The organism is Nitratireductor rhodophyticola, from assembly GCF_019891355.1.
Taxonomy (GTDB): Bacteria; Pseudomonadota; Alphaproteobacteria; order Rhizobiales; family Rhizobiaceae; genus Nitratireductor; species Nitratireductor rhodophyticola.
Genome location: NZ_JAHSSF010000001.1, coordinates 96,110 through 109,626, shown reverse-complemented (window position 1 = coordinate 109,626; position 13,517 = coordinate 96,110). Strand labels below are relative to the sequence as shown.

Genomic DNA, 13,517 nt, shown 5'->3' with positions numbered 1-13,517 from the left:
CTTTGCCGCCGCCTCGCCGCCGCGGTCGTCATTCGGGGCCGCCCCCGCTAGAAGTTGCTTCTCAGCCACTGGCTGACGCGCTGAAACCGGCCGCCAGTGCCGGTCGCACGGGTGAATATGCCGCTCTTGCCGCTGCGGCCACGGTTTTCGAACTCCGCCACCTGCGGATAAATCAACAGCCCCACGGAAGCGGAGAACGCCGCCCCCTTGGCCGCCTCGGGAAGTCCTGCCACGCCGAGCGGACGCCCGAGCCTGACATTGCGCCCGAACAGCCGGCGGGTTGCCTCGGGCAGACCGACAAGCTGGCTTGCGCCACCCGTCAGAACCACACGACGCCCCACAAGGCCGCCATAGCCGGAGCGGTTGAGCTTGTCGCGCACCATCTCCAGCGTTTCCTCAATGCGCGCGCGGATGATCCGCGTCATCACCGCGCGCGGCACCTGGATCGGCTGTTCGCCCGGATCCGCACCCATCGGGTGGATCGAAACGATATCCCTGTCGTCGCTCGAAGAGATCAGCGCCGAACCGTGCATCACCTTCAGCCGCTCCGCGTCCTCAAGCCGCGCCGAGAGGCCGCGCACCAGATCCATCGTCACATGGTTGCCGCCAACCGGCAGCGCATCGGCCCACACGAACTTGCCCTCCGCGAAAACGGAGATCGTCGTCGTGCCGCCGCCCATGTCGATGCAGGCCGCACCCATCTGCGCCTCGTCATCCACCAGTGCCGCCAGACCGCTTGCGTAAGGCGTCGCCACCATGCGCTCCACCGAAAGATGCGAGCGGTTGATGCAAAGCTCCAGATTGCGCAGCGGCGCCGCATCCGCCGTCAGAATGTGCATGTCGACGCCGAGTTCGGAACCGACCATGCCGCGCGGATCGCGAATGCCGCGCTCCGCGTCGAGGCTGAACCCCGTCGCCAGCGAATGCACCACTTCGCGCTCGGTCTCGAGCCCCTGCCGCGCACCGGCCGCGAGAACGCGGTTGATGTCGGACTGGGCGACCTCATGCCCGCCAAGATTGATCGACGCCGAGATCGTCTCGCTGCGCAGCCGCCCCGCCGATACGTTGACGATCAGCGAATCCACGGTCAGCCCCGCCATGCGCTCGGCCGCGTCCACCGCCAGCCGGATCGCTTCCTCGGCCCGGTCGAGATCGACGATCACACCCGACTTCATGCCCTGCGACTGCTGATGGCCGATGCCGATGACCTTCACACGATGCGTGCGATGGCGCAGTGCCCGCCCCTCTTCCGCCGGCATGAGCCTGGCGATGATGCAGCAGACCTTGCTCGAACCGACGTCGAGAACCGTGATGATGCCGGAGCGGCGCGCGGCGCCTTTCTTGGGTTCTGATAACCAGCTCATATCTGCGCCCCGCCTGCAATCCGCGCCTTGTAGCGCTCGCGCATCGTTTCCTGATGCGCCTCGGCCGCCTCTTCCGAAAGGCCGATCGCCATACGGTCGGGAAGGCGCATGTCCACCGAAGTGATGTCGCGCGACAGAAGACCGTTCTTGCGGTCGAGAGCGGCCAGCGTCGCCAGCGTCAGCGCCTCGTTGGTCTCGGGCAGCTTGATCGTCACGCCATTCTTCAGACGCAGATCCCAGCGCCGTCCGCCAACACGGATATAGGCACGCACCTCGCCCGCGATGGTAGGATGACGCGCCACCTTGGCGATGAATTCGGGCCCCGCCTCACGCGCACCCGCACCGATCACCATCGGCAGCGCCGTGTAGCGCCCGCCATCGAACGGCGCGATCACGGAGCCATCCTTTTCGATCAGCGACAGCTCGTTGCCATGCTGCCAGATCGCAAATGCCTTCTTCTCGGTGATGTCCACTTCCAGCGTCGCCGGATAGACCTTGCGCACGGCAACACCCTCGACCCAGGGCAGACCGGCAAGGCGCTGCCGCGCCTCCTCGGCGTTGAAGCCGACCAGCGCCGTCCAGCCGTTCAGACCGACCTCCTGCAGAACATCGATCTCCGAGGTTTCCTCATTTCCGACCACATGGACCTGTGCGATTGCAAGTCCCGTCCGCGCGGTAACGCTCTGCAGAACCTGCGGCAGATGCCCGCCGGCCAGCGTCCCGTATACCGCCGTCGCACCAAGCAGCACGGCGGTCGCGATCGTCGCGCCGTAGCGCGGCGCCTCGACTTCACCCGCGTTGACCCTGTGCATGAAACGCGCCGGACGACGCAGCCAGCGCGGCAACACGACATCGCCGCCGCGAAAGCGTCCACCGCTCCGGCCTGTCCCGGCTTGAGATGACGTCAGCGAGAACACGAGGCGTCCTCCACAATCCAACTCAACAATTCACCAAACCCAATTCCCGCCGCAGCGGCGATCTCGGGCACCAGAGAGGTTGGCGTCATGCCGGGCTGCGTGTTCACCTCCAACCAGACAAGCTCCCCATCATCGGATTTGCGATCGTCGAAACGGAAGTCGGACCGGGACACGCCCCGGCAGCCAATAGCCTTGTGTGCCTTAAGGGCCAGTGTTTCTATTTTTTGGTAAATATTTGGTGAAAGTTTTGCCGGGCATTCGTGTTTTGAGCCGCCCGGAACGTATTTTGAATCGTAATCGTAAAAGGCGTGCCCGACCGGAATGATCTCCGCGATGCCGAGCACCCGCTCGCCCATCACCGCGCAGGTGAATTCACGCCCGGCAATGTAGCGCTCCACCATGACGCGTTCGCCATATTGCCACTCGGTCGAACTGATGATCTGCGGCGGATTGCTCTGCCCCTCGGCAACGATCACCACCCCGAAGCTCGACCCCTCATTGACTGGCTTCACCACATAGGGTGGCGCCATAGGGTGCTCATTGCCGATCTCGAAGCGATTGACCACCAGCGCGTCAGCGACCGGAATGCCCTCCGCCTTCGCCACCGTTTTGGCAAGCTGCTTGTCCATGGCCAGCGCGGATGCCAGCACGCCGGAATGCGTGTAGGGAATGTCGAGATATTCGAGAATACCCTGGATAGCCCCGTCCTCGCCGAACGGGCCATGCAGCGCATTGAAGGCGACATCCGGGTTGAGTTCGGACAGAACACGCGCCACATCGCGCCCGACATCGACGCGCGTGACGGCATACCCCTCGACCTCGAGAGCATCGGCGCAGGCAGTGCCGGAAGAAAGACTGACCGGCCGCTCGGAAGAGAAACCTCCCATCAGGACGGCGACGTTCTTTCTCTTCATGGTCCGGCTACCCCCTTGTCCGGCCGCCCAGAATTTTGGGCGATAAGCTGCATTGGCCGAGTGAGACCTCCTCGATTAGGAAAGCCCCCGACCCGAACGCCGCGACTCAAATCAGTGATTACTTATGAGCCAAAGAATCAGAGGTTTGATTCCAAGGCAAGGGCTTGAGATTCCCGAAGATTCAATTTTCTGAAAATTTTACACTTTGTGAACGCGAACACCCGCGCCGTGCAACTTGACACGGGTCGGGATCACGGGTGCTACAACTGGGAAGGTTCTTTGCGTCATGCGAAAGGTTGCATGCAACTTCAGAGCATCTGCCCCAGCAGCGGATCGATCTCACGCCCTGGCTTGAACTCGCCGATACGCCTGATCTCCCATTCCAGGCGAATGCCCGAATGTTCGAGTACGCGCGCCCGGACCGTCTCGCCGAGATATTCGAGGTCGTACCCGCTCGCCGTACCCGTGTTGATCATGAAATTGCAGTGCATGGGCGACATCTGCGCTCCGCCGACGGTGAGCCCGCGGCATCCCGCCTTGTCGACCTCTTTCCAGGCCGACGTTCCGGGCGGATTCTTGAATGTCGAGCCGCCCGTCTTCTCCCGCACCGGCTGCACGGTCTCGCGATGGTGCTGCACCGCATCCATCTCATTCTGGATGGTCTTCCGGTCTTCGGGGTAGCCCTCCATCAGGGCCGAGGTGAAAATCAGATCCTTCGGCACGGAGGAATGCCGATAGGCATACCCCATATCGGCGTTCGAGAAGACGTGCAGTTCGCCCTTCCGGTCGAGCGCGCGCACTTCCACGACGCGCTCCTTCGTCTCGACGCCATTGGCGCCCGCATTCATGCGCAGCGCCCCACCCAGCCCGCCGGGTATGCCGTGGTAAAAGTGAAATCCACCGATGCCCGCCTCCAGCGCTGCTGCTGCGAGCCGCTTGTCGGGGATGGCCGCTCCGGCTCGGATTTGCGTATCGGAAACGATCTCCGCCTGGCCAAATCCCTTGGCCGACAGGCGCACCACAAAACCACGAATGCCGCCTTCGCGCACAAGCAGGTTCGAGCCGATCCCCACCATGGTAACCGGAATGTCTTCCGGTACCGCCTTCAGGAAGGCAGCCAGGTCCTCTTCGTCAGCCGGCTGAAACAGCGCATCCGCGGGACCGCCGGCACGAAACCATGTGATCTTGTCCATGCCGGCATCGGGCGTCAGGCGCCCCCGCAGACCCGACAGGCGGTCCCCAAGACGGTCAAGCAGCGCGGCACCGCTCATCCCCTTGCCCCCAGATCGTCCGGCAGGGCATATGCCCATTGCGTGATGTTGCCGGCACCCAGATAGACGATGAAGTCGCCCTCCTTCGCCCAGCCCCGCACAATGGGCTCCACCGCTTCCGGTCCCTCGATATGAGCGACGTCGCGGTGGCCCGCCGCACGAACGCGCGAAACCAGCGCCTCGGAAGATACGCCGTCAATCGGGTCTTCGCCCGCGGCATAAACCGGCGCGATCAGCACCTTGTCCGCTTCGTTGAAGCATGCGGCGAAATCGTCATAGAGATCGTGCAGGCGCGAATAGCGGTGCGGCTGGGCGATGGCGAGAATACGCCCCTTGCAGGCCTCACGCGCGGCTTTGAGAACGGCGCGGATTTCCACCGGGTGATGCCCGTAATCGTCAAAAACGCTCACGCCGTTCCAGGTTCCGGTCAGCGTGAAGCGGCGCTTCACGCCACCGAAACCCGCAAGCCCCGCGCGGATCGCTTCATGGTCGATGCCCAGTTCATGCGCGACGGCAATCGCCGCCGTCGCGTTCGAAACATTGTGTTTTCCGGGCATGGGCAGGCGCAGTCCTTCGAGCGTTTCCGTGTCACCCGTCTTGCGATCGCGAAAGGTCACGTCGAACACGGAAACCGGCCCATCCATGCGATGATTGGAAAAGCGCACATCCGACTGCGGGTTCTCGCCATAGGTGACGACGCGGCGGTCTTCGATCCGCCCCACCAGTGCCTGCACTTCGGCATGATCGATGCACATGGCTGCGAAGCCGTAGAACGGCACGTTTTCGACGAACTGACGAAACGCCGCCCGCAACTTGTCGAAATCGCCATAGTGATCGAGATGTTCGGGATCGATATTGGTGATGACCGCAATTTCGGCGGGGAGTTTCAGAAAGCTGCCGTCGCTCTCATCGGCTTCCACCACCATCCAGTCGCCCTCACCCATACGGGCATTGGTTCCATAGGCGTTGATGATGCCCCCATTGATGACCGTCGGATCGAACCCGCCTGCATCGAACAGCGCAGCCACCATAGAGGTGGTCGTTGTCTTGCCATGCGTGCCGCCAATGGCGACCGCCTGGCGAAACCGCATCAGCTCAGCCAGCATTTCCGCACGGCGCACGATCGGCAGATGCTTCTCACGTGCCGCAACAAGCTCGGGATTGTTCTTCCTGATGGCCGTGGAGACAACGATGACTTCAGCCTCGCCCAGATTCTCCGCGGCATGGCCGACGAAAACTTCGATGCCCTTCTCACGCAGGCGCACCACATTGGCATTCTCGGACTGATCCGAACCCTGCACCTTGTAACCAAGCGTATGCAACGCCTCGGCAATGCCGCTCATGCCAATGCCGCCGATGCCGACGAAGTGCACGGTTCCGATCGTCTCCGGCATTTTCATGCGTGGCTTCCTTCTTTCACTGTTTTGGCGGATTGGCCGGAGGCAATAGCCTCAACCACGTCTGCAAGCAACGTCGCCGCATTCGTTTTGCCAACGCCATGCGCGGCCCCGGCCATTTCAGTCAGGCGCCGGGAGTTCTCCATTGCCCCGCCGATCAGACCGGCAAGTCGCTCCGCGTTCAGCGTGGCCTGCGGATGAAGTTCCGCACCGCCGGCCCGCTCCAGTGCCGCGGCATTGGCTGCCTGATCGTGATCGAGCGCATGGGGATACGGCACCAGAAAGGCCGGTCGGCCAATGGCTGCGATTTCCGAAACGGTCGACGCGCCGGAACGCGAAATCACCAGATGGCTCCCGGCAATCCGGCGCGCCATGTCATTGAAAAAGGGAGAGACTTCCGCAGGCACACCGAGCTTTTCATAGGCAGCGCGAACATCCGCCTCGTCTTCGGGCCTCGCCTGCTGGGTCACGACAAGCCGCGCGCGCTGTTCCGGCTTCAGCTCTGCGACGGCTGCGGGGATCGCCTCCGAAAAAAACTGCGCACCCTGGCTGCCGCCGAAAACGAGAAGATGGAACGGCTCTCCCGCATCCGGCGCGCGATAGGGCACCGCTGCCGCCTCGATCACCGCCGGACGGACCGGATTTCCCGTGGCAATGATCTTGTCCGCGAAAGGTCCTTCATCAGCCAGAAATCCGCCGGCAATCGCCTGCACACGTGCCGCCAGCGCCTTGTTTGCGCGTCCCATCACCGCGTTCTGCTCATGGATCAGCGCCGGAACGCCCCGCCGCGTCGCCGCCCACAGAGGCGGCAGTGTGGGATACCCGCCAAACCCGACCACGGCAGCAGGTTTCAGCCGCTGCAGCAGTGCGGATGCCTGCTTGACACCGCGCCAGATGGTCCAGCCTGCCCTGAGAAGGGCGATGGGGTTCTTCGATCCGAATGTGGCGCTTTCGACGATATGCGTTTCCGCAGCCGGAAAATCGCCTGAAAATCGCGCCGCCCGCTTATCGGTCGCCAGATGCACCTGCCAGCCGCGCTCATGAAGCGCATGTGCGAGCGCTTCGGCCGGAAACAGATGCCCGCCGGTCCCCCCGGCGGCAAGAAGTATCGTGCCTTTTGCCATGTCAGCCAGCGACCGCCTCGCGTCCCGATGGCGGCGCATAGGTGACCGGGCGGCGTTTTTCAGGCTTGCGGCGCGTCAGCGCCAGCACAAAGCCCATGGAAATGGCCATGGCGAACAAAGAGGTGCCGCCATAGGAGACAAACGGCAGCGTCATGCCCTTGGCGGGCAGAAGACGGACATTCACTCCCATGTTGATGATCGACTGAAAACCGAACAGAATCACGAGACCGCTAACGGCATACCGCGTGAAATCATCATCCTCGCGCCGTGCCTTTGCCAGACCACGCAGGACGACAAACGCAAACAGCCCGAGCAGAATAAGGCAAAGGATGATGCCGAACTCCTCACCCGCCACCGCGAACACAAAGTCGGAGTGGCTGTCGGGAAGGATACGCTTCACCGTGCCCTCGCCCGGCCCGCGTCCGAACCAGCCACCACGGGTGATCGCTTCAATGCTCATATCCACCTGATATGTGTCGCCCTCGCCGGTCAGAAAGCGGTCGATACGGGAAGCCGCATGCGGAAATATCGTGTAGGCTAGGAAAGCGCCGCCTGCGCCCAGTGTTCCCAGCACAGCGATCCACAGCCAGGGCATACCGGCAATGAAGAACATCGCCCCCCATGTACCGAGCACCAGCATTGTCTGTCCGAGATCGGGCTGCGCAACCAGCAGTGCCATGACCAGACCGAGCAGGAGCATGGCAAACAGATTGCCGGGAATTTCAGGCTGTCGGGCATGTTCGTGGAAAAGCCAGGCGCAGATCACCACAAAAGCCGGCTTCAGATATTCCGAAGGCTGAACCGAAAAGCCGAAGATATGGAGCCAGCGCCGCGAGCCCTTTACCTCCATACCCGCAAAGAGCGTGACCACCATCAGTACAAGCGAGCCGACAAGCATGAGCAGCGCCAGGCGTCGCACGTGGCGCACGTTTAAGAACGACACCGCGATCATCACCACCACCGCGGGCACCATATAGATGGTCTGACGTACGACGAAGTGAAAGCTCGACAGACCAATGCGCTCCGCAACCGCGGGGCTGGCGGCGAAGGACAGAAGCACGCCCAGTCCCATAAGCATCAGGAAGGCTGCGAGGAACCACCGGTCGATGGTCCACCACCAGTTGGCAACCGGGCTTCGGTCGGTGCGGCTCACCATGTCACTTGCTCCCCATCATCTCGGCGCCGGCGAGCGAACGCACCGCTTCGCGGAAGGCATCGCCACGCACCTCAAAATTTCTGAACTGATCGAAACTCGCACAGGCTGGCGAAAACAGGACAACAGTCTCCGGCGCGGGATCGCCCGCCGCATCGCGCGCCGCATGGTCGACGGCCTTGTCTATGGTACCCGAAATCTCGAACGCCGTCGCCTCCCCGATGGTGGCGGCGAAAGCCGGCGCCGCCTCGCCGATCAGGTAGGTTTTGGCGATGCGTGGAAAAAAGCTCTTCAATGTTTCAATTCCGCCGTCCTTGGGCAGGCCGCCGGCGATCCAGTAAATACGCTCGAAACTTGCCAGTGCCCGTTCCGCCGCATCGGCATTGGTGGCCTTGGAATCGTTGACGAAGAGTACCCGCCCCCTGCGTGCGACCTGCTCCATACGGTGTGCAAGTCCCGGGAAGCTGTTGAAGCCGGCCTGGATTTCTGGCGCCGAAAGACCGCAATCGAGACAGGCAGCGAGGGCGGCAAGCGCGTTCTGCGCATTGTGCGTGCCGCGCAGGGAACCGATCCCCTCAAGCGTCGCCAGCTTCTCGGCGACCCCGCCGACCGCCCGCATGAGATCGAAGCCCTCAAGATAGAACCCGTCCGCCAGCGAGGATGTCGCCGAAATGCGCAGGAGCCTGCGCCCGTCCTTCTCCAGCCGGTCGGCGATGCGCCGGCAATCGGGGTCGTCGACGCCGACAATGGCAAGCCCGCTCTTCGCCACCAGCCGTTCCTTTATCCCGGCGTAATTCTCAAACGAGCCATGACGGTCCAGGTGATCGGGCGAAAGGTTGAGCAAAATCCCGACCGAGGGGTCCAGTGTCGGCGCGAGGTCGATCTGGTAGGAAGAACACTCCACCACATAATGCCGCCCCGCCTCTGGCGGATTGAGCGTCATCACGGCACGGCCGATATTGCCGCCCATCTGCGTGTCACGTCCAGCCTGCTCGAGAACATGCGCGATCAGCGCCGTCGTGGTCGATTTGCCGTTCGTGCCCGTGATCGCGACGAAGGGCGCCTCGGGCGCATGCGCCCGGCGCTCGCGTGCAAAAAGTTCCACGTCTCCGATGATCTCGACATCTGCCGCCCGTGCCAGTTCCACGCTCCAGTGCGGACGCGGATGCGTCAGCGGCACACCCGGCGAGAGGACGAACGCGTCCTGCGCGCTCCAGTCGATGGCACGCAGGTCGCCGGTCGGCACACCCTCGCCCGCCGCCCGCGCCACGCTGTCGGGGTTGTCGTCGAACGCCGTCACCCGCGCCCCGCCCGCTACAAGCGCCCGCGCTGTGGCGATGCCCGACCCGCCGAGCCCGAAAAGGGCAATGGTCCTGTCCTTGAAAACCGAAGCCGGGATCATTCGCTCTTCCTAGCGCAGCTTGAGCGTTGAAAGCCCGATCAGGGCGAGCAGCACGGCGATGATCCAGAACCGGATCACCACCTGGCTTTCGGTCCAGCCAAGCTTCTCGAAATGGTGATGGATCGGCGCCATCAGAAACACCCGCTTGCCCGTCATCTTGAACACCGCCACCTGGATGATCACCGACAGGATTTCCACCACGAACAGCCCGCCGATAATGGCGAGCACGATCTCGTGTTTGGTGGCCACGGCCACCGAGCCGATCAGGCCACCCAGCGCCAGCGATCCCGTATCTCCCATGAAGATCGCCGCCGGCGGCGCGTTGAACCACAGGAAGCCGAGCCCCGCACCGATCACCGCCCCCAGGATCACCGCCAGCTCACCCGTACCCGGCACGAAATGAATCTGCAGGTAATTGGCGAAAATGGCGTTACCCGAAAGATAGGCGATCACGCCGAACGACGCCGCCGCCACCATCACCGGCACGGTCGCCAGTCCGTCGAGCCCGTCCGTCAGGTTCACCGCATTGCCGGCCCCCACGATCACGAAGGCCGCGAACGGGATGAAGAAGATACCGAGATTGAGCAGAAAATCCTTGAAGAACGGAAAGGTCAGCGACGAGGAAAACGGCGCCTGCCCCGCCTGCATGATGGTCCATGCGGCAAGCCCCGCGATCAGGAATTCCGCCGAAAGCCGCGCCTTGCCCGAAAAGCCCAGATGCGACTGCTTCGTCACCTTGAGATAATCGTCATAGAAACCGATGGCGCCAAAGCCCACCGTCACCATCAGCACCACCCAGACATAGACGCTGGAAAGGTTCGCCCACAGCGCGCAGGAGCCGAGGATACCCGAGAGCATCATCAGCCCGCCCATGGTCGGCGTTCCCGCCTTCTTGAAATGGGTCTGCGGCCCGTCGGCACGGATCGGCTGGCCCTTGCCCTGCCGAACCCTGAGCGAAGCGATGATCATCGGCCCGAACAGGAACACGATCAGCGCCGAGGTTATCAGCGCGCCGCCGGTGCGGAAGGTGATGTAGCGGAATACGTTGAAGACCGAAACTTCATCGGCCAGTTCAACGAGCATCATGAGCATGGATCAGTCTCCCGTCGCCGCGCCCGGATAGGTGTTGATAAAGGCGTCGACCAGTCTGTTGAAGCCGATGCTCTTCGAAGATTTGATCATCACGGCGTCGCCGGGTTTCACCGCCTTCACCACGAGATCGCGCAAGTCGTCGGTCGCCTCGCGGTGTTCCACCGGCAGCCCCTGCGGCAGCGCCGCCGCCAGCGCCTTCATTTCCCGCCCGGCGAGATAAACGCAGTCCGTCCCCGCCCCGGTCACCAGATCGGCGAGCCCGGCATGCAGCTTCTCCGCATGGGAGCCAAGTTCGGCCATATCGCCCAGAATGGCGATGCGCCGTCCGCCTTCGCCGAGATCCGCCCGTTTCAGAAGGTCGAACGCCGCCTCCATCGAGGCCGGATTGGCGTTGAAGCTTTCATCGATCAGCGTGAACGTGCCAGCGCCGACCTTTAGCCGATGTCGCGCGCCGCGCCCCGCTTCGGCGCCGAACGAGCCCAGCGCCATGGCCGCCTTCCGCACATCGGCCTGCGCCAGATGCACCGCGCCCAGCGTCGCAAGCGCATTCTGAACCATGTGCCGTCCCGGCGCGCCCAGCCGCACTTCCGTCTCCTCGCCGTCGATCTTCACGGCAAAGGTGGAGGATTGCGCCCCGCATTCCGCATGCATCAGCCGGATATCGGCGCGGGTATTCTCGCCAAACCCGGCAATTGTCTTCACGCCGGCCTCTTCAGCAAGTGAGGAAAGAAGCTTCCAGCGCTTGTCGTCACGATTGATCAGGGCTGCCCCGCCCTTCACCACGCCCTCGAAAATTTCGCCCTTGGCGCGGGCAATCTCTTCGATGCTCTTGAAGAAACCCAGATGCGCCGCCGCCACCAGCGTCACCACGGCGATGTGCGGGCGCACCATCTTCACGAGCGGGCGGATTTCGTCCGGGTGGTTCATGCCGATCTCGAAGATCGCGAAGTCGCAGTCGGCCGGCATGCGGGCGAGCGTCAGCGGCACACCCCAGTGATTGTTGAAGGAACGGTCGGCCGCATGGACGCTGCCGCAGGCGGAAAATGCCTGGCGCATCATGTTCTTGGTCGAAGTCTTTCCGACCGATCCCGTCACCGCCACGATCTTGGCACGGCTGCGCAACCGTGCGGCACGACCGAGATCCTCCATGGCCTTCTGCACGTCCGGCACCACGACTTTCGGTACGGAGAGCCGCCCCAGCGCCGGCAGCTTTGCTTCCGAGACCACCAGTACGGATGCACCCGCCGCCATGGCAGCGGTGGCGAAATCGTGCCCGTCAAACCGCTCGCCCTGAATGGCAAAGAACGCGTCGCCCGGCTGGAGCGTCCGCGTGTCGATGGAAATCCCCGTGATCGCCGCTACAGGCTGCCCGAGCGGCCTGCCGCCCGTCGCCTGCACCAGCGCTTCATGTGTCCACAGCGCGCTCATCCGCCACGCTCCGCGAGTGCGGCCCGCACTTCCTCATGATCGGAAAAATGATGTTTTTTGCCGGCGATCTCCTGCCCGGTCTCATGCCCCTTGCCGGCAACGATCAGCGTGTCGCCTTCCTCGAGCATGGCAACGGCTGAACGGATCGCCTCGTGCCGGTCGCCGATCTCGCGCGCTCCCGGAGCCGCGGCCATGATCGCCGCCCGGATCGCCTCCGGATCCTCCGAGCGCGGGTTGTCATCCGTCACGATCGCCACATCGGCCAGCCGGGAGGCGATCTCGCCCATGATCGGGCGCTTGCCCGTATCCCGGTCGCCGCCGCAGCCGAACACCACGATCACCCGTCCCGTCGTGAAGGGCCGCACCGATTGCAGCACATTTTCCAGCCCGTCGGGCTTGTGCGCATAGTCCACATAGACCTGCGCGCCATTCTTGGCCGTTCCAACAAGTTCCAGCCGGCCCGACGCGCCCCTGAGCGTCTCGAGCGCTGCAAACGCGGTCTCCGCCGCCGTTCCCGTGCTGATCGCCAGACCTGCGGCGACCAGCGCATTGGCCACCTGAAAATCACCTGCAAGCGGCAGGTCCACCTCGTAGATAACACCGCCGACATCCACCTCGGCCCGCTGGCGATGGCGCTCGTGCTCGACCCGCTTCAGCGTCAGGAACGCGCCCTTGCGACCCACCGTGCGCACATCGAGACCCGCGGCCTTCGCCGCCGCCACTGTCGGGTCCGACCAGGGATCGTCGGCAAAGATCACCGCCGGCGCGCCCTTGGGCAAAAGCGTATCGAACAGGCGCAGCTTCGCCTGATGATATTCCTCCACCGTCGGATGATAATCCATGTGGTCGCGCCCGAGATTGGTAAAGCCCCCGGCGGCAAGCCGCACACCGTCGAGGCGGCGCTGGTCGAGCCCGTGGCTCGAAGCCTCCATCGAGGCGTGGCTCACGCCCTCTCCCGCCAGTTCATCGAGCAGGCGATGCAGCGCGATCGGATCGGGAGTCGTCAACTCGCCATACTCGTCCCGGCCCGGTGCCACCACACCCGTGGTGCCGATGCTCGCCGCCGGCAGTCCGGCATGTTCCCAGATCTGGCGCGTGAAAGAAGCGACCGAGGTCTTGCCGCTGGTGCCGGTGACCGCGACCATTGTCGCAGGCTGGCGCGGAAAAAGCCGCGCCGCACAGAGCGCAAGGGTCCGTCGGGGATCGTCCGTTTCAATGACAGGCACCCCGGGATCGGAAGAAAGGGCGCCCGGCGCCGTGATGATGGCGGCTGCTCCCTTGCGCGCAGCGTCGGCGGCAAAAGTGGCTCCATTGGCCTTGACGCCGGCCAGGGCAAAAAACAGGTCTCCTGCCTTCACCTTCCGCGAATCCGCCGAAATCCCCGAGACCTCCGCTTGCGCAGGCAACGATCCCTGTTGAGGAAGAATGTCCGCAAATTCACTGAACTTCATGAGG

Annotated in this window: 11 protein-coding genes; all 11 read right to left on the bottom strand. The window is 63.5% G+C overall.

The window, feature by feature from the left end; all coding sequences use genetic code 11:
• Positions 1-47 precede the first annotated feature (47 nt).
• The 11 genes from ftsA to KUG85_RS00440 all read right to left on the bottom strand — a co-directional run bounded on the left by ftsA (position 48) and on the right by KUG85_RS00440 (position 13,513).
• On the bottom strand, positions 48-1,364 hold the full coding sequence (gene ftsA / locus KUG85_RS00490; RefSeq protein ID WP_223003787.1) for a cell division protein FtsA: 1,317 nt from the start codon (positions 1,362-1,364) through the stop codon (positions 48-50).
• Complete coding sequence (locus KUG85_RS00485; protein WP_407673621.1) at positions 1,361-2,281, bottom strand: cell division protein FtsQ/DivIB; 921 nt, start codon at positions 2,279-2,281, stop codon at positions 1,361-1,363. Before KUG85_RS00485 ends, ftsA begins: the two co-directional genes overlap by 4 nt.
• On the bottom strand, positions 2,269-3,195 hold the full coding sequence (locus KUG85_RS00480) for a D-alanine--D-alanine ligase (protein WP_223003786.1): 927 nt from the start codon (positions 3,193-3,195) through the stop codon (positions 2,269-2,271). The genes KUG85_RS00485 and KUG85_RS00480 overlap by 13 nt, the downstream gene beginning before the upstream one ends.
• A 308-nt stretch (positions 3,196-3,503) precedes the next feature.
• Positions 3,504-4,466, bottom strand: coding sequence for a UDP-N-acetylmuramate dehydrogenase (gene murB, locus KUG85_RS00475; RefSeq protein ID WP_223003785.1), 963 nt, complete (start codon positions 4,464-4,466; stop codon positions 3,504-3,506).
• Positions 4,463-5,866, bottom strand: a complete 1,404-nt coding sequence (gene murC / locus KUG85_RS00470; RefSeq protein ID WP_223003784.1) for a UDP-N-acetylmuramate--L-alanine ligase — start codon at positions 5,864-5,866, stop codon at positions 4,463-4,465. The genes murB and murC overlap by 4 nt, the downstream gene beginning before the upstream one ends.
• On the bottom strand, positions 5,863-6,987 hold the full coding sequence (murG, locus tag KUG85_RS00465) for an undecaprenyldiphospho-muramoylpentapeptide beta-N-acetylglucosaminyltransferase (protein WP_065815353.1): 1,125 nt from the start codon (positions 6,985-6,987) through the stop codon (positions 5,863-5,865). The genes murC and murG overlap by 4 nt, the downstream gene beginning before the upstream one ends.
• A gap of 1 nt (position 6,988) precedes the next feature.
• On the bottom strand, positions 6,989-8,143 hold the full coding sequence (gene ftsW / locus KUG85_RS00460; RefSeq protein ID WP_065814950.1) for a putative lipid II flippase FtsW: 1,155 nt from the start codon (positions 8,141-8,143) through the stop codon (positions 6,989-6,991).
• Position 8,144: 1 nt separating this feature from the next.
• Positions 8,145-9,542, bottom strand: coding sequence for a UDP-N-acetylmuramoyl-L-alanine--D-glutamate ligase (gene murD, locus KUG85_RS00455; RefSeq protein WP_223003783.1), 1,398 nt, complete (start codon positions 9,540-9,542; stop codon positions 8,145-8,147).
• A 9-nt stretch (positions 9,543-9,551) separates the two neighbouring features.
• Positions 9,552-10,634 (bottom strand): phospho-N-acetylmuramoyl-pentapeptide-transferase, encoded by a 1,083-nt coding sequence (gene mraY / locus KUG85_RS00450; protein WP_065814948.1) that lies wholly within the window; start codon positions 10,632-10,634, stop codon positions 9,552-9,554.
• 3 nt (positions 10,635-10,637) lie between these two features.
• The gene (locus tag KUG85_RS00445; RefSeq protein WP_223003782.1) at positions 10,638-12,062 is read right to left on the bottom strand and encodes a UDP-N-acetylmuramoylalanyl-D-glutamyl-2,6-diaminopimelate--D-alanyl-D-alanine ligase; all 1,425 of its coding nucleotides are present in this window, start codon (positions 12,060-12,062) and stop codon (positions 10,638-10,640) included.
• Positions 12,059-13,513 carry a UDP-N-acetylmuramoyl-L-alanyl-D-glutamate--2,6-diaminopimelate ligase gene (locus tag KUG85_RS00440; RefSeq protein ID WP_223003781.1) on the bottom strand — a complete coding sequence of 485 codons (1,455 nt, stop codon included), beginning with the start codon at positions 13,511-13,513 and terminating at the stop codon, positions 12,059-12,061. Before KUG85_RS00440 ends, KUG85_RS00445 begins: the two co-directional genes overlap by 4 nt.
• Positions 13,514-13,517 lie beyond the last annotated feature (4 nt).